We start from the raw sequence: 25,455 nt of genomic DNA, 5'->3' as shown, positions 1-25,455 counted from the left end.
GGCATCCGCACGGCGTTGTCCACAGGTTCGGGGCATCCCTTGACGCGGCCGTCCGTCGGTTGCCACATTCAGCGGTGTCACGTTACGGGCGCGTACCGCAACGTCGGCACCGGACGAGGAGGCGGCGTGGATCTGCCAGGCGTGCGTGAGCGCTGGGTGCGTACGGGCGGGATCGAGCTGTGTGTGGCCGAGCTGGGCGATCCCACACTGCCGACCATCGTCCTGGTGCACGGCTATCCGGACAGCAAGGAGGTCTGGTCCGAGGTCGCGGGACGGCTGGCGGAGCGGTGGCACGTGGTGCTCTACGACGTGCGGGGCCACGGCAGGTCGACGGCGCCCGAACCGCTGCGCGGCGGCTTCACGCTGGAGAAGCTGACCGACGACTTCCTGGCCGTCGTGGACGCCGTGAGCCCGGACCGGCCGGTCCATGTCGTCGGTCACGACTGGGGTTCGGTCCAGTCCTGGGAATTCGCCACGGTGGAGCGCACCAAGGGCCGTATCGCCTCGTTCACCTCGATGTCCGGGCCATCCCTCGACCACTTCGGGCACTGGATCAAGCGACGCGTGTCCCGCCCGGCCCCCCGCGGCCTGGGGCAGTTGATCGGCCAGGGCGCCAAGTCCTGGTACGTGTACGCGCTGCACACCCCGGTCCTTCCCGAAATGGCCTGGCGTGGTCCGCTGGGCAGGCAGTGGCCGAGGATTCTGCGGCGGATGGAGAAGGTGCCCGCGGACGGCTATCCGACGGCATCGCTCCCACGGGACGCGTCGCACGGGGCCTGGCTCTACCGTGACAACATCCGGGCCCGCCTGCGCCGGCCACGCCCGGACGCGTACGCGCATGTGCCCGTGCAGTTGATCACGCCGACCGGGGACGCCTTCCTCTCACCGTCGCTCTACGACGAACTGGACGCGTGGGTCCCCCGGTTGGTACGGCGCACACTCCCGGCGAAGCACTGGGTGCCACGCACCAGGCCGGACCAGCTGGCCTACTGGATCAGCGACTTCGTCGGCGAGGAGTCCGGGCTGCAGCCCACAGGGGAGTTGGCCGGGGAGTCCGGCGGGGCGACCGGCGGGGTGTCCGACGGCCAGGAGGCTCCGTTCCGGTCCGGAGCGGCAAGGACGCCGGCGTCGGGCGCCCATGCGGACCGCTTCTCCGGACAGTTGGTCCTGGTGACGGGTGCCGCCTCGGGCATCGGGCGCGCCACAGCGCTCTCCTTCGCCGAGGCGGGGGCTCGGGTGGTCGCCGTGGACCGGGACGCGGAGGGCGTCGCGCGGACGGCTGAGACGGCCCGGCGGATCGGGGCGGCCGCCGCGTGGGCCGAGGTGGTGGACGTCGGGGACGAGCAGGCGATGGAGGACCTCGCGGAAAGGGTCGCAGACGAACTCGGCGTCGTGGACGTCCTGGTGAACAACGCCGGCATCGGCCTGTCAGGGTCCTTCCTCGACACGACGAGCGAGGAGTGGAAGAAGGTTCTCGACGTCAATCTGTGGGGCGTCATCCACGGCTGCCGGATCTTCGGCAGGCAGATGGCCGACCGGGGGCAGGGCGGCCACATCGTCAACGTCGCGTCGGCAGCGGCCTATCAGCCGTCACGCGCACTGCCCGCGTACAGCACGTCGAAGGCGGCGGTGCTGATGCTCAGCGAGTGCCTCCGCGCGGAACTGGCCGAGCGGTCGATCGGAGTCAGCGCGATCTGTCCGGGATTCGTGGACACCGGCATCACCGGAACGGCACGCTTCGCAGGAGTGGACGAGGCCGAGGAGGCACGCCTACGGAAGCGGACGGCCCGGCTGTACTCGATCCGCAACTACCCGGCGGACAAGGTGGCTCAAGCCATTCTGCGGGCCGTGGTGCACAACCGTGCCGTGGTACCGGTGACGCCTGAGGCGCGTGGCGCGCGGCTGCTGTCACGGTTCAGCCCTCGCGCAGTGCGAGGCGTCGCCCGACTGAGGCCTCCTTTGTGATCCGGCGCGCGGTTCGTCTGCCAACTGCGGCGACTGCGGTGCATGCCGCGGCAGTTGAGTCCGCTGACGAGCCGCTGTACCCACCATGCGTGTACACAGGGGCGGTTGATCATATGGATTGGCACAGAACCCAGTTACCGAGCGCCAGACACACGAACCCATCCAAAGGGCTTGCATGGCAGCATAGTTACTCAAATACCCCACGGAGCCCGGCACTTGTCCACAGAAGTGTCAAAAACCCTGTGGATAACGCGAGTTGGCTGTGGATCAAACCCGCCCACGCTTGTGAGTGCCGCGAACGCGGGGTGAAATCGAGGTGCGCCGGACGAGATGGCGCGGGCACTCTTCCGGCATGGACGAACGACGCACCGTCAAGGTGTCCAAATACCTGTCGAAGCACCTGCGCCATGAGCCGGACCGGATCGGGATCAGTCTCGATCCCAACGGCTGGGTGCCCGTGGACGAGCTGCTGCGGGCCTGCGCCGATCACGGCCTCGCCCTCACCCGTGACGACCTCGATCACGTCGTCGCGGTCAACGACAAGCAGCGGTTCACCGTGGAGGGCGATCGCATCCGCGCGAATCAGGGCCACTCCGTCAGGGTCGATCTCGGCCTGCCTCCGGCCGAACCGCCGGCGTACCTCTATCACGGCACCGTCGCACGCGTGCTCGGCACCATCCGCGCCGAGGGACTCCGGCCCATGAACCGCCACCACGTCCATCTGTCGCCCGACCGCGAGACGGCGGTCCGTGTCGGTGCCCGGCGCGGCGCCCCGGTCGTGCTCACGGTGGACGCCGGCGCCATGCACCGCGCGGGCCACCTCTTCCACGTCAGCGCCAACGGGGTCTGGCTCACCGACTCCGTGCCGCCGGCCTATCTGCGCCTGCATGGATGACGCGGGTCAGCCCTTCATGCTGCTCAAGCCCGCTCGCAGGTCCCCGAGATTCATGACGGGCTGCAGCGCGATCTTGGAACCCGCGCTGAACAAGGGCTCCATGAGCGGCGGCATCTGGGCGGAGTCCTGCATGTCGAAGACCATCAGGCAGGTGCGCTGACCGTTCTGGATGGTGAAGTACGCCGCTTCGGGCTTGAGCTGCTCGACGACCTCCTCGATGATTTTCGGCATGGTTCCGTCGGCCACCGAGCGGTTCGCGGTCTCGGTGTCCATCTGCGCGGTGAGCAGCATCCTCATGACGACTCATTCCTTCCGGCGAACCGCACCCGGTGCCGTGCACACGCGCGGGCACGCCGACTGCGGGTTCCTCTCCAGCGTCGCGCCCACCCCTGAGCCCGGCAACCACTGCCGCCCGCCCGGGGCAGTGTTCCTCCTGGGTACCGTCCGGCTCCGGGCCGATGATCAGGCCAACTGCCCCGAGCCCTCGGTGGCGATCGTCTCGAAGACGTCGAAGTCCGCGGCGAAGTCCGAGTCCGGGATCGGCCAGTGGAGCACGATCTCGGTGAAGCCCAGCTCCTGGTAGCGACCGGCGAAGTCGACGAAGGCGCCGAGAGACCCCAGTGGCCGGCCGCGGTCCGGGGTGAACCCGGTGAGCAGCACCTTGTCCAGCTCGGCCACATCCCTGCCGGCCTCGGCACACGCCGCGCCGAGCTTGTCGATCTGACCGCGTACGGCCTCGACCGACTGCTCCGGAGTGCCCTCCTCGTACAGCTTCGGGTCACCCGTGGTCACCCAAGCCTGCCCGTAGCGTGCGGCAAGCTTCAGGCCGCGCGGGCCGGTCGCGGCGACGGCGAAGGGGAGCCGGGGGCGCTGGACGCAGCCAGGGATGTTGCGGGCCTCCTCGGCGGAGTAGTGCGTGCCCTGCTCGCTCACGGCGTCCTCGGTGAGCAGCCGGTCGAGCAGCGGCACGAACTCCCCGAACCGGTCGGCCCGCTCCTTCGGCGTCCAGGGCTCCTGCCCCAGGGCGGTCGCGTCGAAGCCGTTGCCTCCTGCCCCGATGCCGAGCGTGATCCGGCCGCCCGAGACGTCGTCCAGCGAGATCAGCTCCTTGGCCAGCGTCACCGGATGCCTGAAATTCGGCGAGGTGACGAGGGTGCCCAGACGCACCCGCTCGGTCGCCGTGGCCGCCGCGGTGAGGGTGGGCAGGGCTCCGAACCACGGTCCGTCGCGGAAGGTGCGCCACGACAGGTGGTCATAGGTGTAGGCCGCGTGGAAGCCGAGCTCCTCAGCCTTCTGCCACTTGGCGCGGCCCCCCTCGTGCCAGCGGTCGACGGGCAGGATCACGGTGCTCAGGCGCATGCTCATGCACCCGACCCTACGTCGGCCGGGAGAGCCTCCCCGGAGCGGCGGGAGGCGCCCCCTCCACCCCCTGCACGGCCGGACTTCTCACGCCGAGCCCGGGACATATGCCGGAGTCATGTTCCGCTGCTCAGAACTCGCGCACTCAGATGTGCGCCCCTCTGCACGCCCGTGCGACTGCGTACGGGAGAATGGGCGGGTGACCTCAGCTACCGACTCGCCTCTGCCTGCCGTGACCCGGCTGATCGCCACCGATCTGGACGGCACTCTCCTACGCGACGACAAGACGTTGTCGGACCGTACGACCGCCGCCCTGGCAGCCGCCGAAGAGGCCGGGATCGAGGTCTTCTTCGTCACCGGAAGGCCCGCTCGCTGGATGGATGTCGTCAGCCCGCACGTGCAGGCCCACGGCATGGCCATCTGCGCGAACGGAGCCGCTGTGGCCGATCTCCACGAGGGACAGCTGATCAGGGTCCACCCACTGGAGCGCGCGATCGCCCTGACCGTGGTCGACATCCTGCGCGAGGCCGCTCCCGGGGTCTCGTTCGCCGTCGAACTGGCCACCGGCATCCACTACGAACCCGCCTACCCCCCGTTCCACCTGGACCCGGGTGCCACGGTCGCGGTCGCGGAGAAACTGCTCCACGAGGAGGCTCCGGGCACCGGTACGCCGGTCCTCAAGATCCTCGCCCACCACCCGGAGATGGCTCCGGACGCCTTCCTCGCGCTGGCTCGTGAACTGGCGGGGGAGCATGCGTCGTTCACCCGGTCCAGCCCCACCGCGCTGCTGGAGATCAGCGGCCTCGGTGTCTCCAAGGCCGCCACGCTCGCCGCGTGCTGCGCGGAGCGCGGTATCGCTGCCGCCGAGGTGGTCGCGTTCGGGGACATGCCCAACGATGTGGAGATGCTGAGCTGGGCCGGCGCCTCGTTCGCCATGGGCAACGCCCACCCGGCCGCCGTGGCCGCCGCGTCCGGTGTGACGCTCACGAACGACGAGGACGGCGTCGCGGTCGTCATCGAACGGATCCTCGCCGCTCGCTGAGCCGTCGGCCGACGCGGCCGGACGGTCGGGACGGCGGGACGGATGTCAGAGCGGGACCTGCCAGGTGACCGTCGTGCCGCTGTCGCCCTCCCCGGCCCCCGGGCCGAACCAGCTCGCGCCACCCAGCGACTCGGCACGCCGTGCGAGATTGCGCAGACCACTGCGCCGGCCGCCTTCCGGGATCCCCACCCCGTCGTCGGCGACCGTCAGCCGTACCGCGTCCCGCCCGTCCGGCAGCACCGCCGTCGCATCCACCCTCACCTCGACGCGCGAGGCCCGCGCATGACGGAAGGTGTTGGACAGCGCCTCCCGCAGCGCCGCGATGAGGTTCTTGCCGGCGAGCTCCCCCACCAGTGAGTCGACCGGGCCCACGAAACGGTGCGAGGGCATGAAGCCCAGGGGAACGGCAGCCATGTTGATCTCCCGCAGGACACGGGTCCGCAGCCCCGACGGCGCCTCGGCCGGTTCCTGCTGAAGGGCGAAGATGGCCGTACGGATCTCCTGGATGGTCACATCCAGTTCGTCCACGGCCCGCCCGATGCCGGCCTGCACCGCGGGGACCGGCGAGCGCCGCTGAGCACCCTCCAGCACGATCCCGGTGGCGAACAGCCGCTGGATGACCAGGTCGTGGAGGTCCCGGGCGATCCTGTCCCGGTCCTCGTACACGGCGAGCCTCTCCCGGTCACGCTGGGCTTCGGACAGCTTCAGGGCCAGCGCGGCCTGGGCCGCGAAGTGGGTGGCCAGCGTCCGCTCCGCACGGGTGAAAGGCCTGCCGCCCCGGGCCCGTGGGATGGAGAGCGCCCCGAGCACCCGCCCACCGCTGCGCAGGGGGAGCAGCATGTGCGGGCCGAACCGGTCCGCCAGTCCGGTCATCATGCGGGGGTCGCTCGCCGAATCGTCCAGAAACACCTCCTCACCCCGCAGGAGCGCGGCCACCACGGGGCTCTGCGGCGGGATGATCACCCCCAGGGAAGCGGACGGCTTGTCCCCGGCGACGGCGACGATCTCCAGCCCTCCCTCCGCGGCCGGAAGCAGCACGATGCCGGCCGCGGCGTCGGCGAGGCGACGCGCCTGTTCGGCGACGACAGCGAGTGCCTCGTCGGCGTCCCCGGCCGAGAGCAGGGCGGTGGTGACGGCCACCGAGCCGTCGATCCACTGTTCACGCTGTCGTGCGGCTTCGTACGTCCGCGCGTGGCCGATGGCGATCCCGGCCTCCGTGGCCAGCACCCGCAGCATGTGCAGTTCGTCGTCGCCGAACGCCTCCCCGCCGCGCTTCTCCATCACGTAGAGATTGCCGAAGATCTTGCCCTGGACCCGGATCGGAACCCCGAGGAACGTACGCATCTTCGGGTGCGCGGCCGGGAACCCGGCGAAGCGTGGGTCCGCCTCCAGATCCTCCAGCCGGATCGGCACGCCCTCCTCGATCAGTGCGCCCAGCAGACCCGTGTGCCCGTCGGGCGGCCGTCCGATCGCCCGGGCGACCTCCTCCGGCACTCCATGGGTGATGAAGTCGCAGAGGCTCTCCCCCGGCCTTTCGACGACGCCGATGGCGGCGTAGCGGGCATGGGCCAGTTCCGCCGCGGTCTCACAGATGCGCTCCAGTGTGGAGTGGAGCTCCAGGCCGGTGCCGACGGACCTCGTCGCCTCCAGCAGCTGCGGAACCCGAGCGGTCAGTTCCGCGGAGAGCCCGCGCAGGCTGCCGGAGTTCCGCTGCGCGGCCCCCTGCGGGTCGTTCGGATCCTGCTCGGCCATGACATGAGCCTAGTAAGCACCGAATAGTCCGGAAAGTCGGAAGCATGGCCCGCTCGCCGTCCTCGTGCCCGTATCCGAACCGCCGACCGCCCTCAGACCCGTACCGAAAGCGGTCGCCTACGCTCCGGCTCCGTACGCACCGGCTCCCGTTCCCGATCGAGCATCCGGCGCAGCGGTCCGTCCTGCGCGGCCAGAACGGCGTACGGCCCCTGCTGCACCACTCGGCCCCCGTCCAGCACCAGGACCTCGTCCACCGCGTCGAGCCCGGCCAGCCGATGGGTGATCAGCACGGTCGTGCGCCCCTCGGTGGCAGCCAGCAGATCCGCGGTGAGCGCGTCCGCCGTCGCCAGGTCCAGGTGCTCGGCGGGCTCGTCAAGCACGAGCACGGGGAAGTCGGCGAGGAGCGCACGGGCCAGTGCCAGCCGCTGACGCTGGCCGCCCGAGAGCCGGGCCCCGTGCTCACCCACCAGCGTGTCGAGGCCCTCCGGCAGTGACCGGGACCAGTCCAGCAGCCGCGCGGCGGCGAGAGCCTTCCGCAGCTGGTCGTCCGTCGCATCGGTGCGGGCGAGCCGCAGGTTCTCGCGGATGGAGCTGTCGAACACATGGGCATCCTGGGCGCACAGCCCGACGAAGGTCCGGACCGTGTCACCGTCCAGCGTGGACGCCTCGACACCACCGAGGCGGTACGTCCCCTCCCGGGCGTCCAGGAAGCGGAGCAGGGCCTGGGCGAGCGTGGTCTTTCCCGAACCGGACCGACCCACGACGGCGAGCCGCTTGCCGGGGTGGAGCGTCAGGTCGACGGAGTGCAGCGCATCGCGTTCCGCGCCCTCGTACCGGGCCGACAGCCCTCGTACGTCGAGGGGGAAGGGCGAGGCGGGTGCCTCGGCGGGGTCCGCCGGCTCCTCCACCGGGACGGGAGCGTCCAGTACCTCGTAGACCCGCTCCGCACTCCGCTCGACACGCCGGCGGTACTGCACCGCGAGCGGCAGTCCCGTCACGGCCTCGAACGCCGCCAGGGGCGTGAGGACGACCACGGCCAGTTCCACCCCGGCCAGCCGTCCGTCCGACACGGCGGGCAGCGCGGCGATCGCCGCGCCCACCACGGTGAGCCCGCAGATCAGGGCGGAGAGCCCCCCGCCCAGCGCGGTCGCGGCCGCCGCGCGTGAGGCGATCCGCGTCAGGACGCTGTCCGCCGCACGCACCTGCTCCCTACGGGCGGGCAGCGCGCCCGCGACGGCCAGCTCGGCGGTCCCGCCGAGGAGATCGGCGATCCGGACCGCCAGCGAGGCCCGGGCGGGCGCGAGTTGACGCTCGGCCCGCCGCGCGCACGCGCCACTCAGCCACGGGACGCCCACGCCCGCGAGGAGCAGCCCCACCGCCAGCACCGCCCCCGCCTCCGGCAGCAGCCAGCCGGTGAAGGCGACAGCCCCGGTCCCGACCAGCAGCGCGGTCGCCGCGGGCAGCAGCCAGCGCAGCCAGTAGTCCTGCAACGCGTCCACGTCGGAGACCAGCCGGGACAGCAGGTCACCCCGCCGCGTGGCCCGGAGACCGGCGGGCGCGATCCGCTCCAGCCCGCGGTAGACCGCGACCCTGAGCTCGGCGAGCATCCTGAGCACGGCGTCGTGGGACACCAGCCGCTCCGCGTAGCGGAAGACGGCCCGGCCCATGCCGAAGGCCCGCGTCGCGGTCACCGCGACCATCAGGTACAGCACCGGGGGCTGCTCGGAGGCGCGTGAGATCAGCCATCCCGAGACGGCCATGAGCCCGACCGACGATCCCACGGCGAGGCTTCCCAGCAGCAGTGCGAGACCCAGCTTCCCGTGCTGGGAACCCGCGGCCTCCCGCACCCGCGCCAGCACTCGGCCCCCGGCGCGGGGCGCGGTGTCCCTGAGCAGCGCCGGCTCCGCCGCCCCCGGGCGCTCGCCGCCGTCCGGCCCTCCCGGAGTGCGCTCGGCCTCACCGGGCCCGCTCGGTGTGGCCGTACCGGAAGCACCCGGCTGCACCCCGGACTTCCCCGGTTCCAGCGTCACCACCCGGTCCGCGACCGTGAGCAGAGCCGGCCGGTGCACGACCAGCAGCACCGTGCGCCCCGCTGCCAGCCTCCGCACCGCGTCGACGATGCCCGCCTCCGTCTCACCGTCCAGGCTCGCCGTCGGCTCGTCGAGCAGCAGCAGAGGCCGGTCGGCGAGGAAGGCCCGTGCCAGCGCGAGCCGCTGACGCTGCCCGGCGGAGAGTCCGGCGCCGTCCTCGCCCAGGGGCGTCCCCGCACCGGCCGGCAGCGCGGCCACGAAGTCGTACGCGCCCGCCGCCCGCAGCGCGTCCATGACCGCCGCGTCGTCCGCGTCCGGCCGGGCGAGGCGTACGTTCTCCGCGATCGTTCCGGCGAAGAGGTGAGGGTGCTGGGGCACCCAGGCGATCTGTTCGCGCCAGCGTTCGGGGGAGAGGGCGGCAAGATCGGTCCCCCCGACCCGGACCCGCCCCTCGTCGGGCGCGGTGAATCCCAGCACCACGCCGAGGAGCGTGGACTTGCCCACTCCGCTGGGGCCGACCAGCGCGACGGTCTCCCCCTCCCCGACCACGAGGGAGGCGGCGTCCAGAGAGGGCTCGGCGCGGCCCTCGTGCCGGACGGTCACCCCCTCCAGTTCCAGCCGCAGGGACGGGGGCACGTCCTGGCTGCCGCCGGCCGCGGGCTCGGTCTCCAGCACGGCGAAGATCTCCTCCGCGGCCGACAGCCCTTCCGCGGCCGCGTGGTACTGGGCACCGACCTGGCGGATCGGCAGATAAGCCTCCGGCGCCAGGATGAGAACCACCAGCCCCGTGTAGAGGTCGAGCTCTCCGTGGACCAGCCGCATCCCGATCGTCACCGCGACCAGTGCCACGGAGAGGGTCGCCAGCAGTTCCAGGGCGAAGGAGGAGAGAAAGGCGATCCGGAGCGTCCTCAGCGTGGCCCGGCGGTACTCCGAGGTGATGCTGCGGATCGATTCGGCCTGCGCCTTGGCCCGGCCGAAGACCTTCAGCGTCGGCAGCCCGGCCACCACGTCGAGGAAGTGACCGGAGAGCCGTGACAGCAGCCTCCACTGACGGTCCATGCGGGACTGTGTGGCCCATCCGATCAGCACCATGAAGAGCGGGATCAGAGGCAGCGTCACCACGATGATCGCCGCCGAGACCCAGTCCTCGGTGACGATCCGCGCCAGCACGGCCACCGGGACGACGACCGCGAGGCCGAGCTGTGGCAGATAGCGCGAGAAGTAGTCGTCCAGAGCGTCGACACCCCGGGTGGCCAGGGCGATCAGCGACCCGGTGCGCTGCCCGCTCAACCAGTCCGGCCCCAGACCGGAGGCACGCTCCATGAGCCGGCCGCGCAGCTCGGACTTGACCGCCGCACTCGCCCGGTACGCCGCCAGTTCGGTCAGCCAGGCCACGAACGCCCGCCCCAGCGCGACGGCGGCGAGGAGGAGCAGTGGCGTGCGGAGCCCGGTGACGGTCAGCCCGTCCTCGAACCCGCCCACCACCACTTCCGCGACGAGCATCGCCTGGGCGATGACCAGGGCGGCTCCGACCAGACCCAGTGCCACCACGGCGGCCAGGAAGAACCGGGTGGCCCGGGCGTACCGGAGCAGACGCGGGTCGATCGGTTTCACGTGAAACAGCTCCCCAGTGAGCTCATGTCGTTCGCTCGGTCAGTGCGCGTCGGCGATGTGGTGCGTGCCGATGCGCTTGCGGAACACCCAGTACGTCCAGCCCTGGTAGAGCAGCACCACCGGAGTGGCGACACCGGCGCACCAGGTCATGATCTTGAGGGTGTACGGGCTGGAGGAGGCGTTGGAGACCGTCAGGTTCCAGGCGTCGTTCAGCGAGGACGGCATCACGTCGGGGAAGAGCGTCAGGAAGAGCATGGCGACCGTCGCCGTGATGGTCACCCCGGAGAACGCGAAGGACCAGCCCTCGCGTCCCGCCGCGATGGCGCCGATGGCCACGACCAGCGACACGACGGCGGTGATCATCGCAGCCAGGCTCCAGCCGTTGCCGTTGTCCGCCTGCGTCCACGCGAGGAAGCCCAGCGCGAGCAGCGCGGTGGCCAGGCCCAGCTTGACGGCGAGCCCCCGTGCCCGCTTCCTGATGTCCCCGACGGTCTTGAGCGCGGCGAACACCGCGCCGTGGAAGGTGAAGAGGAACAACGTGACCAGCCCGCCGAGAACGGCGTACGGATTGAGCAGGTCCCAGAGGTTGCCGACGTACTCCATGTCGGCGTCGATCTTCACGCCTCGGACGATGTTCCCGAAGGCCACGCCCCAGAGGACGGCCGGGATCAGCGAGGTCCAGAAGATCGCGTGCTCCCAGTTGGTCTGCCACCGCTCCTCGGGCCGCTTCGCCCGGTACTCGAAGGCCACCCCGCGCACGATCAGGCAGAGCAGGATGAGCAGCAGGGGGAGGTAGAAGCCGGAGAACAGGGTGGCGTACCACTCAGGGAAAGCCGCGAAGGTCGCGCCGCCCGCGCTGAGCAGCCACACCTCGTTCCCGTCCCAGACCGGCCCGATCGTGTTGATCAGGACCCGGCGCTCCTTGCGGTCCCGGGCCAGCAGCTTGGTGAGGACTCCGATACCGAAGTCGAACCCCTCCAGGAAGAAGTAGCCGGTCCACAGGACGGCGATGAGCACGAACCAGACGTCGTGGAGTTCCATCTCTCAGCTCCGCTTGATCTCAGTAGGAGAAGGCCATCGGCCTGTCGGCGTCCTGGTCGTGGCCGCCGATCCGGGTGGGCGGGTTGAGGTCGGCCTCGGTGAGCTCTGGCGGTCCGGCCTTGACGTACTTCAGGAGGAGCTTGACCTCGATGACGGCGAGCACCGCGTAGAGCGCGGTGAACCCGATCATGGAGGTGAGGATCTCCCCCTGCGAGACCCCGGGGGAGACCGCGTCGCGGGTCTGGAACACGCCGTACACCACCCAGGGCTGGCGCCCCATCTCGGTGAATATCCAGCCCCAGGAGTTGGCGATCAGCGGGAAGAGCATGGTCCAGAGGGCCGTGACCCAGTACAGCCTGGCCAGCTTCGGGCTCAGCGCCTTGTTCCTGAAGAGGACCAGATTCGGCACCTCGTCCTCGCCGGTGCGCAGAGCCGCCGGCAGCAGGAACTTCCGCCGTGTGAGCCACAGCCCCAGCAGGCCGAGCCCGAAGGACGCCATTCCGAAGCCGATCATCCAGCGGAAGCTCCAGAAGGCGACCGGGATGTTGGGCCGGTAGTCGCCGGGCCCGTAGGTCTCCTGCAACTGCTCGTTGATGTCGTTGATGCCAGGGACGTACGAGGTGAAGGTGTTGTCGGCGAGGAAGGAGAGCACTCCGGGTATGGAGACCTCCACGTCGTTGTGCCCCTCGGCGACGTCGCCGACGGCGAAGAGGGAGAAGGGCGCCCCGTCCTCGCCCTCCCACAGGGCCTCCGCGGCAGCCATCTTCATGGGCTGCTGCTTGAACATCACCTTGCCGAGCGTGTCCCCGCTGACCGCGGTGAGCATGCCCGCGGCCACCACCGTGACCAGTCCGACCCGCAACGAGGTGCGCATCACCCGGATGTGCTTCTTGCGGGCCAGATGGAAGGCGGAGATGCCGACCATGAAGGCACCACCGACGAGGAAGGCCGCCGTGATGGTGTGGAAGAACTGGGTGAGCGCGGTGTCCTGGGTCAGCACCTTCCAGAAGTCCGTGAGCTCGGCACGCCCGCGTTCCTCGTTGATCCGGTAGCCGACCGGGTGCTGCATCCAGGAGTTGGCGGCCAGGATGAAGAACGTCGAGAGGATCGTGCCGATCGACACCATCCATATACAGGCGAGGTGGATCTTCTTCGGCAGCTTGTCCCAGCCGAAGATCCACAGCCCGATGAAGGTGGACTCGAAGAAGAACGCGATCAGCGCCTCGAAGGCGAGGGGAGCGCCGAAGACGTCACCGACGAACCGCGAGTAGTCCGACCAGTTCATGCCGAACTGGAACTCCTGGACGATGCCCGTGACCACGCCCATGGCGATGTTGATCAGGAAAAGCTTGCCCCAGAACTTGGTGGCCCTGAGGTACTTCTCGTTGTCCGTGCGCACCCACGCGGTCTGCAGGCCGGCGGTGAGCGCGGCGAGAGAGATCGTCAGGGGGACGAACAGGAAGTGGTAGACGGTGGTGATGCCGAACTGCCAGCGCGCCAGGGTCTCTGGTGCCAGAGCCAGGTCCACGACTCTTCTCCTTACGTCGCCGCGATCACGCCCCAGGCCGCCCGTCGAACCACCCGATCATGGGAGGAAACGGGACGCGCTTGTGAACGCGTTCACATTCACAAGCAATTATGGCGCACGCGCATTCGAAGCTGTCGCGTGGGGGGTGGTTTCCGGCCGACCGGCCCGGACCACCCGGAACCGGACACGCCGCCGGACCGTGTACCGGCGGCTTCCGGCCCAGGAAACACGGTGGCCCCGGACCTCGGTGATCGAGGTCCGGGGCCACCGGAGACGCAGGGGGCAGCCGCGCCGCTAAAGCTCCCGGCCGAAGGACTCCGCCACCTTCAGGAACACGTCGTTGGCCTCGGCCTCCCCGATCGTGACCCGCACGCCCTCGCCGGCGAACGGCCGCACGACCACACCGGCCCGCTCACAGACCCCGGCGAACTCTTGCGTGCGGTCCCCGAGCCTCAGCCAGACGAAGTTGGCCTGCGACTCCGGAACGGTCCAGCCCTGCCGCACCAGCCCCTCGTACACCCGGGCCCGCTCACCGACCAGCGATCCGACCCTGCCCAGCAGCTCGTCCTCGGCGCGCAGCGAGGCGACCGCGGCGTCCTGGGCGACCTGGCTGACACCGAACGGAACGGCCGTCTTGCGCAGCGCCGCCGCCACGGGCTCGTGCGCCACCGCGAAACCGACCCGCAGACCGGCGAGACCGTACGCCTTGGAGAAGGTGCGGAGCACCGCGACATTGGGCCGGTCCCGGTAGATCTCGATCCCGTCCGGCACATCGGCGTCCCGGATGAACTCCTTGTACGCCTCATCGAGCACGACCAGGACATCGCCCGGGACACGGTCGAGGAACCGCTCCAGCTCCGCCCGGCGCACGACCGTGCCCGTCGGGTTGTTCGGATTGCAGACGAAGATCATCCGCGTGCGGTCGGTGACCGCGTCCGCCATGGCGTCGAGATCGTGCACCTCACCCTCGGTCAGCGGGACCTTGACCGACGTCGCGCCGCTGACCTGCGTGATGATCGGGTAGGCCTCGAACGACCGCCAGGCGTAGATGACCTCGTCCCCCGGCCCCGAAGTGGCCTGGAGCAGCTGCTGGGCGACACCGACCGAACCCGTGCCGGTGGCCAGGTGAGAGACGGGCACACCGAATCTGTCGGACAGCTCGTTCATCAGACCGGTGCAGGCCATGTCCGGATACCTGTTGAAGCCGGAGGCAGCGGCGAGCACCGACTCCATCACACCGGGCAGCGGGGGGTACGGGTTCTCGTTGGAGGACAGCTTGAAGGCAACCGGCCCCTCCGCGGACGCCGGCTTTCCCGGCACATACGCAGGGACGCCGTCCAGCTCGGCGCGCAGCTTCGGACTCGTCTCGCTCACCGCAGGTCCTCCTCGACCGTCCGTACACATCAATACTGCTCACCTTATGAGGATTGGGCACCTGTGCGAATGGCCAGGCTCCGAAATCGCCCTCCGGGCCGGGAAACGCCCGTCCCGCACCGCCCCGGCGGGCACCGGGAGGGGGAGCGTCACGCATTCCGCCGCACGCCGGTCGCTCACTCCGTGGCGCGCATCCCTCGAACAGGTGAGTTGAGACCTCTTCGAGACCTGGACCATTCAGCAGGTTCCTGCACAACGATGCATGACACATCAACACTGAACGCATCAACGCCCTTGTTTTGCAAGGCATTTGTGGCTTAATGATCATGCAGAAACGTGCCTGTCAACGCCTGCATATGCGAGCGGCCTGACCTGGCTCCGGCCCCCTACTATCGGCTCGCCATGACAGCAGCAGGGAAGCACCAGGTGAGCCGGACAGAGACGCCCCGGCGCAGCGGCCGGCAGGGACGGGCGGGGATCCGGGATGTAGCCGCGGCGGCCGGCGTCTCCATCACGACCGTGTCCGACGCGCTCAACGGCAAGGGCAGGCTCCCGGACGCCACCCGCAGCCATGTCCGCGAGGTCGCCGAACGGCTGGGCTACCGCCCGTCAGCGGCTGCCCGAACCCTCCGTACCGGCAAGTCGGGGCTCATCGGCCTGACCGTGACCACGTACGGGGATGAACCTTTCACCTTCACCGAATTCGCCTACTTCGCGGAGATGGCGAGAGCCGCCACATCGGCCGCGCTCGCCCGTGGTTACGCCCTCGTGATCCTCCCCGCCACCTCGCGCCACGACGTGTGGTCGAACGTCGCACTCGACGGCACGGTCGTCATCGACCCCTCGGACCAGGATCCGGTGGTCACCGAACTCGTCCGCCAGGGGCTTCCCGTCGTCTCCGACGGGCGCCCGGCAGGCACGCTCCCGGTCACCGCCTGGGTCGACAACGACCACCGGGCGGCCGTCCTCGACCTCCTGGACCACCTCGCGGCGGCGGGAGCCCGCCGCATCGGGCTGCTGACCGGCACCACCACCGACACGTACACCCGGCTCTCCACCACCGCCTATCTGCACTGGTGCGAGCGGGTCGGCCAGGACCCGGTCTACGAGTCCTACCCGGCCCACGACCCCTGCGCCGGCGCCGTCGCAGCGGACCGTCTCCTCGCCCGCCCGGACCGCCCCGACGCCGTCTACGGGCTCTTCGACCCCAACGGCACCGATCTGCTGGCCGCCGCGCGCCGCTACGGCCTGCGGGTCCCCGAGGACCTCCTGCTGGTCTGCTGCAGCGAATCCACGGTGTACGCGTCCACCGAGCCCCCCATCACCACGCTCTCGCTGAAGCCCCGCAGAATCGGCACGGCAGTTGTCCAGCTCCTCATCGACGCCATCGAAGGAGTCGAACACGACGGCCCGGTGGAGCAGGTGATACCGACGGAGCTCATCGTCCGGACGTCCTCTCAACGGCGTCCGCCACGCACCACCGTCAGCCCTCCGCGATCACCCGCCGGGGACTGAACGGATTAATCCGGACCAAACGGCCGGTGAACCGGGTGCTCGCACGGATTCAACACCCCTGGTGCGTCACACAGCACGATCCGCATTCCTATGATGGGCGCACGACACCGCGGACCACCTCTACCAGGCAGGGCCCGTCAGGTGTACGGAGGCGCGACGGTGGTGGAGGGGTCGATGACTCAGGGGGCCGGTCAGGAACCCGTGGTGCGGACAGCGACGTTGCGTGACTTCCGCGTACCGCCGTATGCGCAGGTGCCCGTGCCCGCGCCCATGCCGCACCCCGGCAGCGCCATGGTGGGCGACGAACCGCCGGAGGGGTACACCCCCACCGAACGTGATCTCCCCGTGATCAACCGCGGTGACACCGTCCAGGTGGAGACCGTCCAGGAGACCCGGCCCGCCGCCGACTCCGGCCGCGGCCCGCTGTACGCCGTCGGCGACGTCCACGGCTATCTGGACGAGCTCCTGGCCGCGCTGCGGGAGCAGGGCCTCGTCGACGCCGACGGCCGTTGGGCGGCAGGCAACGCCAGGCTCTGGTTCCTCGGCGACTTCACCGACCGCGGCCCGGACGGCATCGGCGTCATCGATCTCGTCATGCGTCTCTCCGCGGAGGCAGCAGCCGCCGGCGGGTACTGCAAGGCGCTCATGGGCAACCACGAACTGCTGCTGCTCGGCGCCAAGAGGTTCGGCGACACCCCCGTGAACTCCGGTGCAGGGACGGCGACCTTCCAGGCCGCCTGGCTGCTCAACGGCGGCCAGAAGACGGACATGGAACGGCTCCAGGACGTCCACCTCCAGTGGATGTCCCGGCTCGATGCCGTGGTCGAGGAGGACGGGCATCTGCTGATGCACTCCGACACGACCGCCTACCTCGACTACGGATCCACCATCGAGGACGTCAATGACACGGTGCACGCCATTCTCACGCGGAACGACGCCGATGAGTGCTGGGACCTCTTCCGCAAACTCACCAAGCGGTTCGCCTTCCGCGACGAGGGCGGCGCCGAGGCCGTTCGCGAACTGATGTCGACGTACGGCGGACAGCGCGTCGTCCACGGTCACAGCCCCATTCCGTATCTCCTCGGAGAGGTCGGAGCGGAGGACGGCGAGGACGTGCCACGGCCCGTGGTGGACGGTCCGCACGTCTACGCGGAAGGGCTCGCCATCGCCATGGACGGCGGAGTGACCATGGCCGGAAAGCTGTTGGTCGTCCAACTCCCCCTGCATGACTGACGGTGGTCGGGGAAGACGCATGACGACCCGACACCGTCAGCAGCTGGGCCAATTTCCGGAAACACCCTGTCACCCCGTGCCGTAGGCGCTCTACCATCGGCGTACCAGTCGCAGGCTCTCCTCCGTTTCCGCCCGATCGCCCGGCCCGTACGGTCGGTCAGGCCTTACGGAGCATCGGGGGATGCACATGAAAAGCGCTCCGCACCTGCTGGCCGAGGACCGCCCCGAGTACGAGCGGATCCTTGCCGACGCGCTGCGTCATGCTCACGAACGGCCGGATCTGGACGGAGTCGGCGACCGTCTCAACACCGAACAGCTGCGGACCATGGCGCTCAACGCCACGCCGCTGATCACCGCGGCGGCGGCCACCGAGTACGACCACTACGTGAAGGTACGCGGTGAGCTGCGCGGCCCCGGGGAACCGGACGCCCACGGGTCCGTCCTGAGCACCGGCACGGAGGAATCCGACACCACGGGCGCCGGCACCCTCGCGGTGATCGCCGTGCTTGCACCGGTCCTCGCGGGTACGGCCGCGCTGATATTCCTGGCCGTCGGCTACCCCCTGAAGGCGCTCAGCCCGGCCCCGGCCTTCGCCGGGACCATGGTCGCCGCCGGATGGTTCTTCGCCGCCGTCGCCGCCGCCGCCATCCTCGTCGCCGCGGTCGGTCTCCTCGCCACCGCCCTGCGCAACGGCGCCACCGCGCTGCCGGCCGTGGACGAGGAGGAGGAACTGCCGGAGGACGTGGCGCGTGCCCGGGAGGCATGGCGCCACGCTCTGCTGGAACGCGGAATCCTGCCCTTCCTCCGGGACGCGCTGGCCGATCCGACCGCGGGGCCCGCCTCGCGCACCCCGCACCGCTCGGCCAACCGGATCCCCAAGATCGGCTACAGCAGGCCGGACTTCTCCGGACCGGAGGACGGCCCCTCGGCCGGCCCCCGCCCCACCTTCACCAGTCCCGACTTCACCAGCCCGGACTACGGCGGCCCGGAGCACCAGCCGGAGTGATCCGGCGGGGCCCGGCACGGCAGAGGCCGGAACGGCTCGCTGCCGCTCCGGCCTCTGCGGGCATCACACCCGGTGAGGAGCTCAGATCCCCTGCGGGGCGAGCTTCGGGTTCGGGCCGTACTCGTTGACCTCGCGCGCACCCTCGCTGCACATGAAGACGAGCAGGATGATGCCGCCCACGAGCGGCACGAACGAGATCAGGATCCACCAGCCGGAACGGCCGGTGTCGTGCAGGCGGCGCACGACGACGGCTATCGTCGGGATGATCACGGCCAGCAGGTAGATGATGTAAGGAATCTGCGAGTCGATGGCCATGCCGAGCACGCTCAGGACCACCGCGACGATGAAGTTGAAGAGTACGAACATCCAGTACTCCTTGCGGCGCGCACGCCCGCCGAAGCCCGCGTAGTTCTTGAGTACAGCCAGGTACCAGTTCACTGTGCTTCCCTCCCCTGGCGCCCCCGTTCGGGACGCACACCAATTTCGGCCAAGCACAGCGGAAGGTAAAGCACAGATAAGGAAACGGTCAACACCATTCGGGCGACCGCGGAAACTTACATCGACCTGCAGCACGGCTGTGTCCATACTGACGCCGAAAGTTCCTCGAAGGCACGACAGGACGGTGCCGAACAGCTCGAACCAGCCATTGTGGGCACTCTTCATGCTCTACCGCCGCAATCTGACGGCCCGGCAAACGACCGCTGCCGCACCGCGTTACGCCGGACCGCCCCACGAACCCGCCGGGTGACGGCGTGACGGAGGGCAGCATCCATCTCGTGACGGACGACGACGACAAGCCGTTCGCGATGGGCTCGGCGGAGGCGGACCGGCCGGCACTGGTGACCTGGCGAGCCCCTCCTCCGCCGTGGCGGCCGGATCAGCCGGCCGGCCGCCGCCGCCGAGCCGGCCGTGTCAGCCGGCCGACCTGCCTCCCGTCTCCGCCAGAGGCAGGTACACGCGGTTGCCGCTCGCCGCGAACTCCCTGGACTTCTCGGCCATCCCCGCTTCGATCGCGGCCTGCTCGTCACCGTGCTCGCGCCGGATGTCGTGGGAGATCTTCATCGAGCAGAACTTGGGACCGCACATCGAGCAGAAGTGGGCCGTCTTCGCCGGCTCGGCCGGCAGCGTCTCGTCGTGGAACTCCCGCGCGGTGTCGGGGTCGAGCGCCAGGTTGAACTGATCCTCCCAGCGGAACTCGAACCGGGCGTCCGACAGCGCGTCGTCCCACTCCTGCGCCCCGGGGTGCCCCTTGGCCAGGTCCGCCGCATGAGCGGCGATCTTGTACGTGATGACACCGGTCTTCACGTCGTCACGGTTGGGGAGCCCCAGGTGCTCCTTGGGTGTGACGTAACAGAGCATCGCCGTCCCCCACCAGGCGATCATCGCCGCGCCGATACCCGAGGTGATGTGGTCGTACGCCGGTGCGACGTCCGTGGTGAGGGGGCCGAGCGTGTAGAAGGGCGCCTCCTCGCAGATCTCCTGCTGGAGGTCGATGTTCTCCTTGATCTTGTGCATCGGGACATGCCCCGGCCCCTCGATCATGGTCTGGACGCCGAACCGCTTGGCAACGGTGTTCAGCTCCCCGAGCGTCCGGAGTTCGGCGAACTGGGCCTCGTCGTTGGCGTCGGCGATGGAGCCGGGGCGCAGCCCGTCACCGAGCGAGTACGTCACGTCGTACGCCGCGAGGATCTCGCAGAGCTCCTCGAAGTGCTCGTAGAGGAACGACTCCTTGTGGTGCGCCAGGCACCAGGCGGCCATGATGGACCCGCCGCGCGAAACGATCCCGGTCTTGCGACGGGCCGTCAGCGGAACGTACGGCAGCCGCACTCCGGCGTGCACCGTCATGTAGTCGACGCCCTGCTCCGCCTGCTCGATGACGGTGTCCTTGTAGATCTCCCACGTCAGTTCCTCGGCCCGGCCGTCGACCTTCTCGAGCGCCTGGTAGAGGGGGACGGTGCCGATCGGCACCGGTGAGTTGCGCAGGACCCACTCACGGGTGGTGTGGATGTTGCGGCCGGTGGAGAGGTCCATGACCGTGTCGGCGCCCCACTTGGTGGCCCACGTCATCTTGTCCACCTCCTCCTCGATCGAGGAGGTGACGGCGGAGTTGCCGATGTTCGCGTTGACCTTCACCAGGAAGCGCTTGCCGATGATCATCGGCTCGGTCTCCGGGTGGTTGACGTTGGCCGGAAGGACCGCCCGGCCCGCCGCGATCTCCTCGCGCACGACCTCGGGTCCGACGTTCTCCCGGATCGCGACGTACTCCATCTCTGGGGTGATCTCGCCCCGGCGGGCGTACGCGAGCTGCGTGACGGGCCGCCCGTCGCGGCTGCGGCGGGGCTGGCGCGGGCGGCCCGGGAAGACCGCGTCCAGGTTGCGCAGACCGCCCCTCGGCGAGGTGTGCTTCAGCCCGTCGTCCTCGGGACGCGCGGGCCGTCCCGCGTACTCCTCGGTGTCCCCCCGGGTGATGATCCAGTTCTCCCGGAGCGGGGCGAGCCCCCGGCGTACGTCGGTGTCGGTGGTGGGGTCGGTGTACGGCCCGGACGTGTCGTACAGCGTCACGTCCTTGCCGTTGGTGAGGTGCACCTGACGGACCGGAACCCGGAGATCCGGGCGTGAGCCCTGGACGTACCCCTTGTGCCAGCCGATGGACTTCCCGGCCTCTTCGCCCTCCGCATGCGGGGCGTTCTGATTCGAGGCAGGCGTGCGTGCGTCCGCTGTGGTCATGAGACCTACTCCCTACGCCGGCATTACCCGGTAACAGGTTCGGCGGTCGGCGCAGCGTGTCCCGTACGGATGTACGGAGGTCAGCGCCCTCTCAGCCCGGTGCTCCGAGCTCCCGCGTGTACAAATGTGCCTCCACGCTAACCTCCGTTCTGGCGTGCTGGCCAGAGGGCATCCCCGGTTCTTGGGATGATCGCGGGGTGACGTCCCCCGGAAGCGCCCCCGAGCCCCACGGCCCCGCCTCAGGCAGCGCACAGAGTCATGCGCACGGCCACACCCACAGCCACGGGCCTGCCGCACCCGTGTCCAAGCACCTGCGCAAGGTCATCGCGGCCGTACTGATCCCCTTCGCCACGGCGGTCCTGGTCGGCCTCGTGGCCTTCTGGCCCGGCGGGGCACCCGCCCATGAACGCACGGGGGTCGGCTTCGACCGTCAGACCCAGGACGGGCAGGTCACCGAGGTCGTGCGGGTCGACTGTGCGGACGTCAACGCCTCGCAGGTGCCGCCGACCGGAGACACCTCCACCCCGTCGGGACGCGAAGCCGTCAACGAGCAGACGGGGGAGTGCAAGAAGGCCACGGTCGAGGTGACCACCGGCAAGGACAAGGGCCGTACGTTCGTCGAGGTCGTCCAGCCCGACGCGCCCCGGCAGCTGCGCGAGGGCCAGGGGGTGGTCGTCGCGTACGCACCTGACGCGCCCCGGGACCTGCAGTACTCGGTGACCGACATCGACCGCTCGTTCCCGATGGCGCTGCTCGCCGGGATCTTCGCGCTCGTGGTGGTCGCGGTGGGCAGGCTGCGCGGTCTGATGGCCCTGATCGCACTCGCCGTGTCGTTCGCCGTGCTGACCCTGTTCATCCTCCCGGCGATCCTGCAGGGTTCGAACCCCCTGGTCGTGGCGGTGATCGGGGCCAGCGCCATCATGCTGATCGCCCTCTACACCTGCCACGGGCTGACGGCCCGCACCTCCGTGGCCGTCATCGGCACGCTCATCTCGCTGCTGCTGATCGGGCTGCTCGGCTCGCTCTTCATCGGCTGGGCGAGCCTGTCCGGGAACACCGATGACAACACCGGCCTGATCCATGGGCTGTACCCGGACATCGACATGAGCGGCCTGCTGCTCGCCGGTGTGATCATCGGCTCGCTCGGTGTACTCGACGACGTGACCGTGACCCAGACATCGGCGGTCTGGGAGCTGCACCAGGCGGACCCGACCATGGGTGTACGCAGGCTCTACCGGGCGGGCATCCGGATCGGGCGCGACCACATCGCCTCGGTCGTCAACACGCTCGTACTCGCCTACGCGGGCGCGGCGCTTCCCCTGCTGTTGCTGTTCTCGATCGCGGAGAGCAGCGTGGGCACGGTGGCCAACAGCGAGTTGGTCGCCGAGGAGATCGTCCGCACGCTGATCGGCTCGATCGGGCTGGTCGCCTCGGTGCCGGTGACGACGGTGCTCGCGGCCCTGGTGGTCTCCGCGGACCGCACGGGGCTCGGCGCGGAAGCCGGAGCTCCTGCACCCGCACGGACCGGGAGGGGACGACGCCGCAAGGCGTGAGCCGGGACACCGGACGCATGGACCCGGGCCACCGGTGACCGGTGGTCAGCCGGGTCTTCCTACTTCAGCCGGCGTTCTGCTCCTTGGCGAGGATGCGGCCCAGCGCCTCTTCCAGATTGCCGTCGAAGTCACCCAGCGTGTGCTCCTGCCCCAACGGCACCAGCTTGTCCGTCCGGTCGAGAAATGCCACAAGAGGTGCGGTGCCTGCCCTGAAGAGCGCACGGTCCGCGCCGACCTGAAGGCGGATGTGTACATCCGACAACCCTTCGGGCTCGGTCGGGCCGATGTGCACATCGCCGTCACCACTGGGGCTGTTGAGACCGTCGAGCAGCAGCTCACGGCCGAATGCCCAGGTGACGGGGGCGTCACCTGGCAGGTGGAAGGTCATCCGGATCGCATACGGATCACTGACCTCGTACCGGAGCTCCACCGGAATACGGAAGGAGAGCTCCTCGGAGACGAGGAAGCTCATCATGACCTCTGCTTGAACCGACTCGCGCATCGTTCAACCCCGCAGTAGATGAAACTGGCCAGGAATGATCCCCCATGGCCCTATTGACGCCATCGTGGTGCACGCGATAGCAGATCACAAGGAGTGATTTTTCAGATACTGATAGAGAACACGAACGAGCGCAAGAGAGTGGTCACTTCGCAGCGTAGTTGTTCGACTGCGGGGAGCAACCGTTCTTCTTGGTGCAGTGGGAGAGAAACAGCCATGGCCGCCACGGCGCTACCGACAGTGATCGGGATGGCCGCGCAGACGGTTCCCATGGCGTACTCCTGCCGTTCGACGACAGGTTCCGTACGTTTCATCGATCTCAGCCGGCTCAGCAACGCCTGACGGTCCCTTACGGAGTAACGCGTCAGCGGCCGGACCGGATGGCGGTCGAGATGGTCCTCGCGCGCACGCTCGTCGAGCTGGCCGAGGAGACACTGCCCGAGGGCGTGGGCATGACCCGTCTCGCGGAACGAGGCCCACTCGTGCACCGCGGGGACGGCCGGAGTCTCCGCCACGGCAATCATCTCGATCTCGCCGTCCTTGTACAGGGCGCAGTACACGGGGGCGCCGATGACGTCCGCCCAGTGGGCGAGCGATTCGACGATCACCCCGGGGCGCGGCGTCGCGGGGCCTCCCCCCAGCCGCTCGGCCGCGGCTCCGAACAGGAAGACGCCGTTCTCCCTGCGGAGATACCCCTCATGGGTCAGGGTCCGGAGCAAGTGGTAGGCGGTGGGAAGGGGAAGCCCGGCCTCCCGGGCGAGCTGCTTGGCCGGCGCTCCGTCCCGGTGGGTGCCCACAGCCTCCATAAGTCTCAACGCCCGCTGAACCGAACCGATCAACGTCGGGACAGCGGTACTCGATGCCGTGGTCACAGGTCACCCCCAGGCATGGTGACGGGCTCTCCGCCCACCCGCGGGGGCCGCCCCCACGGGCCCGCCGCGAGCCTGGGGTCCGGAGACCGGACGGTCGCACAAACCACTGGGCAGGATGGTGACGGACCGTCATTTCCCAGCTGGCGGCAGCGGTACGCCACTGTATCCGTACGTTCAGTCACGAGTGAGGTTTCGACCGTGACTTAGCTCAGCTGGGCTAATCGTCGGATCCCTTGACCCGTCACTTGACGCCGGAGCCCCGTGTGCCCGGTCGTCCGGCCGACGCTCCTACCAGTCGCTGCGCTCGGACGAGGACATGAACTTCCGCACGACGAAGATCAGACCGCCCACGAGGACGACGAATACCAGCGCCTTGAACAGCAGTCCGATGACGAACCCGACCACACTGGCGATCAGGCCGCCGAACACGACGATCGCGATGAGAGGCACCGCGACCCACTTCACCCACCAGGGCATCCCCGCGAAAATCTCCCGCACCGCCATCGCCGCTACCTCGTCTCTGTGAGTACCTGTCTCGATGCTAGAGGCGCGGGGGTGGCCGACGGGCGTCCGGGAGCCCTTGAAGTCCCCTGAGCGATCCCCTAGGGAACATGGGGACGCGAGGGGGCCCGCCCCCGGGAAACCGGGGTCAGCCCTCGGGCGGGGAGAAGATCACCATCACTCTGAGGTCCTCGGTGATGTGGTGGAACTTGTGAGCGGCTCCCGCCGGTACGTACACGACGCTCCCCCGTGCCACCTGTGTGGTCTCCGTACCGACCGTGATCGAGGCGCGCCCGCTCACGACGAGGTAGACCTCGTCCTGCTTGTGCGGCTGCTGGGGGTCGAGAGCGCCGGCGTCCAGGGCGTACAGGCCCACGGACATGTTGCGTTCCCGGATGAACTGCAGATAGGCGCCGTCGTTGGCAGCGCGTTCCGCCTCCAGCTCGTCCAGTCTGAATGCCTTCATCGTCCGTCCGCCCCTCGCACCCGTGCTGCTCCGTCCCGGCGGTGTCAGCCACCGATCATGTCTGCCACGATCAGACACATGAAGAATTTCGTAGTCAAGACGATCGCCAACGCGGGTGCGCTGGCCGTAGCGATCTGGTTGCTCCAGGACATCACGCTGACCGGTGGCAACACCTGGCGCAAGGCGCTCACCCTGATCGTCGTGGCCCTGTTGTTCGGTCTGGTGAACTTCATCGTCAAGCCGGTGGTGAAGCTGCTCACCCTGCCCCTGTTCATCCTGACGCTCGGCTTGATCACACTGGTGGTCAACGCCCTCATGCTGATGCTGACCTCGTGGCTGGCCGGCGTCATCGACGTGAGCTTCCATGTCGAAGGCTTCTGGACCGCGGTCCTGGGCGGACTCATCATCTCGGTCGTCTCCTGGGCGCTCAACGTGGTGCTCCCCGACGAGGACTGATCCACCCCTTGATGGCACAGTGCAGAA

General features: G+C 69.3%; 21 protein-coding genes and 1 riboswitch. Of the genes, 8 read left to right on the top strand and 13 right to left on the bottom strand.

The window, feature by feature from the left end; all coding sequences use genetic code 11:
- Positions 1-126 precede the first annotated feature (126 nt).
- Together AB0P41_RS09040 and AB0P41_RS09035 are read left to right on the top strand one after the other, a co-directional pair.
- The gene (locus AB0P41_RS09040; RefSeq protein WP_365931040.1) at positions 127-1,965 is read left to right on the top strand and encodes an SDR family oxidoreductase; all 1,839 of its coding nucleotides are present in this window, start codon (positions 127-129) and stop codon (positions 1,963-1,965) included.
- Between the two features lie 352 nt (positions 1,966-2,317).
- Positions 2,318-2,860, top strand: coding sequence for an RNA 2'-phosphotransferase (locus tag AB0P41_RS09035; RefSeq protein ID WP_365931038.1), 543 nt, complete (start codon positions 2,318-2,320; stop codon positions 2,858-2,860).
- 6 nt (positions 2,861-2,866) lie between these two features.
- Here AB0P41_RS09035 and AB0P41_RS09030 read toward each other — a convergent pair whose 3' ends face one another.
- Positions 2,867-3,157 (bottom strand): hypothetical protein, encoded by a 291-nt coding sequence (locus AB0P41_RS09030; RefSeq protein ID WP_356708976.1) that lies wholly within the window; start codon positions 3,155-3,157, stop codon positions 2,867-2,869.
- Between the two features lie 165 nt (positions 3,158-3,322).
- Entirely contained in the window at positions 3,323-4,225 is a 903-nt protein-coding gene (locus AB0P41_RS09025; protein WP_365931036.1) for an LLM class flavin-dependent oxidoreductase, read from the bottom strand.
- A 193-nt stretch (positions 4,226-4,418) separates the two neighbouring features.
- Here AB0P41_RS09025 and AB0P41_RS09020 point away from each other — a divergent pair, with 193 nt between their 5' ends.
- The gene (locus AB0P41_RS09020; protein WP_356708980.1) at positions 4,419-5,261 is read left to right on the top strand and encodes a Cof-type HAD-IIB family hydrolase; all 843 of its coding nucleotides are present in this window, start codon (positions 4,419-4,421) and stop codon (positions 5,259-5,261) included.
- Positions 5,262-5,306: 45 nt separating this feature from the next.
- On the opposite strand, the gene AB0P41_RS09015 is transcribed toward AB0P41_RS09020, so the two are convergent.
- The 5 genes from AB0P41_RS09015 to hisC all read right to left on the bottom strand — a co-directional run bounded on the left by AB0P41_RS09015 (position 5,307) and on the right by hisC (position 14,600).
- Positions 5,307-7,013, bottom strand: a complete 1,707-nt coding sequence (locus tag AB0P41_RS09015; RefSeq protein WP_365931035.1) for a GAF domain-containing protein — start codon at positions 7,011-7,013, stop codon at positions 5,307-5,309.
- A 92-nt stretch (positions 7,014-7,105) separates the two neighbouring features.
- The gene (cydD, locus tag AB0P41_RS09010; RefSeq protein ID WP_365931033.1) at positions 7,106-10,657 is read right to left on the bottom strand and encodes a thiol reductant ABC exporter subunit CydD; all 3,552 of its coding nucleotides are present in this window, start codon (positions 10,655-10,657) and stop codon (positions 7,106-7,108) included.
- A 39-nt stretch (positions 10,658-10,696) separates the two neighbouring features.
- Positions 10,697-11,698: a cytochrome d ubiquinol oxidase subunit II gene (gene cydB / locus AB0P41_RS09005; protein ID WP_365931032.1), complete on the bottom strand. Its 1,002-nt coding sequence runs from the start codon at positions 11,696-11,698 to the stop codon at positions 10,697-10,699.
- Positions 11,699-11,717: 19 nt separating this feature from the next.
- Positions 11,718-13,226, bottom strand: coding sequence for a cytochrome ubiquinol oxidase subunit I (locus AB0P41_RS09000; RefSeq protein WP_365931031.1), 1,509 nt, complete (start codon positions 13,224-13,226; stop codon positions 11,718-11,720).
- 294 nt (positions 13,227-13,520) lie between these two features.
- Positions 13,521-14,600 (bottom strand): histidinol-phosphate transaminase, encoded by a 1,080-nt coding sequence (hisC, locus tag AB0P41_RS08995; RefSeq protein WP_365931029.1) that lies wholly within the window; start codon positions 14,598-14,600, stop codon positions 13,521-13,523.
- Positions 14,601-15,002: 402 nt separating this feature from the next.
- On the opposite strand from hisC, the gene AB0P41_RS08990 reads away from it, so the two are divergent.
- The 3 genes from AB0P41_RS08990 to AB0P41_RS08980 all read left to right on the top strand — a co-directional run bounded on the left by AB0P41_RS08990 (position 15,003) and on the right by AB0P41_RS08980 (position 18,354).
- Complete coding sequence (locus tag AB0P41_RS08990) at positions 15,003-16,115, top strand: LacI family DNA-binding transcriptional regulator (protein WP_356708992.1); 1,113 nt, start codon at positions 15,003-15,005, stop codon at positions 16,113-16,115.
- A gap of 174 nt (positions 16,116-16,289) precedes the next feature.
- Positions 16,290-17,348 (top strand): metallophosphoesterase, encoded by a 1,059-nt coding sequence (locus AB0P41_RS08985; RefSeq protein WP_365931026.1) that lies wholly within the window; start codon positions 16,290-16,292, stop codon positions 17,346-17,348.
- Between the two features lie 181 nt (positions 17,349-17,529).
- The gene (locus AB0P41_RS08980) at positions 17,530-18,354 is read left to right on the top strand and encodes a hypothetical protein (RefSeq protein WP_356708996.1); all 825 of its coding nucleotides are present in this window, start codon (positions 17,530-17,532) and stop codon (positions 18,352-18,354) included.
- An 81-nt stretch (positions 18,355-18,435) separates the two neighbouring features.
- Here AB0P41_RS08980 and AB0P41_RS08975 read toward each other — a convergent pair whose 3' ends face one another.
- Together AB0P41_RS08975 and thiC are read right to left on the bottom strand one after the other, a co-directional pair.
- Complete coding sequence (locus AB0P41_RS08975) at positions 18,436-18,792, bottom strand: DUF805 domain-containing protein (RefSeq protein ID WP_356708998.1); 357 nt, start codon at positions 18,790-18,792, stop codon at positions 18,436-18,438.
- Between the two features lie 474 nt (positions 18,793-19,266).
- The gene (thiC, locus tag AB0P41_RS08970) at positions 19,267-21,081 is read right to left on the bottom strand and encodes a phosphomethylpyrimidine synthase ThiC (protein ID WP_365931024.1); all 1,815 of its coding nucleotides are present in this window, start codon (positions 21,079-21,081) and stop codon (positions 19,267-19,269) included.
- Positions 21,074-21,207: riboswitch (TPP riboswitch) on the bottom strand. (Overlaps the previous gene by 8 nt.)
- Positions 21,208-21,278: 71 nt before the next feature.
- Between thiC and AB0P41_RS08965 the strand changes: the two genes are divergently transcribed.
- Positions 21,279-22,634, top strand: a complete 1,356-nt coding sequence (locus AB0P41_RS08965) for a YibE/F family protein (protein ID WP_356709002.1) — start codon at positions 21,279-21,281, stop codon at positions 22,632-22,634.
- Between the two features lie 64 nt (positions 22,635-22,698).
- On the opposite strand, the gene AB0P41_RS08960 is transcribed toward AB0P41_RS08965, so the two are convergent.
- The 4 genes from AB0P41_RS08960 to AB0P41_RS08945 all read right to left on the bottom strand — a co-directional run bounded on the left by AB0P41_RS08960 (position 22,699) and on the right by AB0P41_RS08945 (position 24,972).
- Complete coding sequence (locus AB0P41_RS08960) at positions 22,699-23,136, bottom strand: SsgA family sporulation/cell division regulator (protein WP_073750747.1); 438 nt, start codon at positions 23,134-23,136, stop codon at positions 22,699-22,701.
- A 101-nt stretch (positions 23,137-23,237) separates the two neighbouring features.
- Positions 23,238-24,005, bottom strand: a complete 768-nt coding sequence (locus tag AB0P41_RS08955; protein WP_356709004.1) for a helix-turn-helix domain-containing protein — start codon at positions 24,003-24,005, stop codon at positions 23,238-23,240.
- A 288-nt stretch (positions 24,006-24,293) separates the two neighbouring features.
- Positions 24,294-24,503, bottom strand: coding sequence for a DUF5326 family protein (locus AB0P41_RS08950; RefSeq protein ID WP_099173639.1), 210 nt, complete (start codon positions 24,501-24,503; stop codon positions 24,294-24,296).
- 151 nt (positions 24,504-24,654) lie between these two features.
- A complete protein-coding gene (locus AB0P41_RS08945; RefSeq protein WP_356709006.1) occupies positions 24,655-24,972 on the bottom strand; it encodes a cupin domain-containing protein in 318 nt (105 codons plus the stop codon).
- 78 nt (positions 24,973-25,050) lie between these two features.
- Between AB0P41_RS08945 and AB0P41_RS08940 the strand changes: the two genes are divergently transcribed.
- Entirely contained in the window at positions 25,051-25,428 is a 378-nt protein-coding gene (locus tag AB0P41_RS08940; RefSeq protein ID WP_356709008.1) for a phage holin family protein, read from the top strand.
- Positions 25,429-25,455 lie beyond the last annotated feature (27 nt).

Origin of the sequence: Streptomyces sp. NPDC079167, from assembly GCF_040686735.1 — a bacterium.
GTDB lineage: Bacteria > Actinomycetota > Actinomycetes > Streptomycetales > Streptomycetaceae > Streptomyces.
Note: the sequence above shows the minus strand (reverse complement) of the source record. Positions and strands in the feature narration are given on the sequence as shown.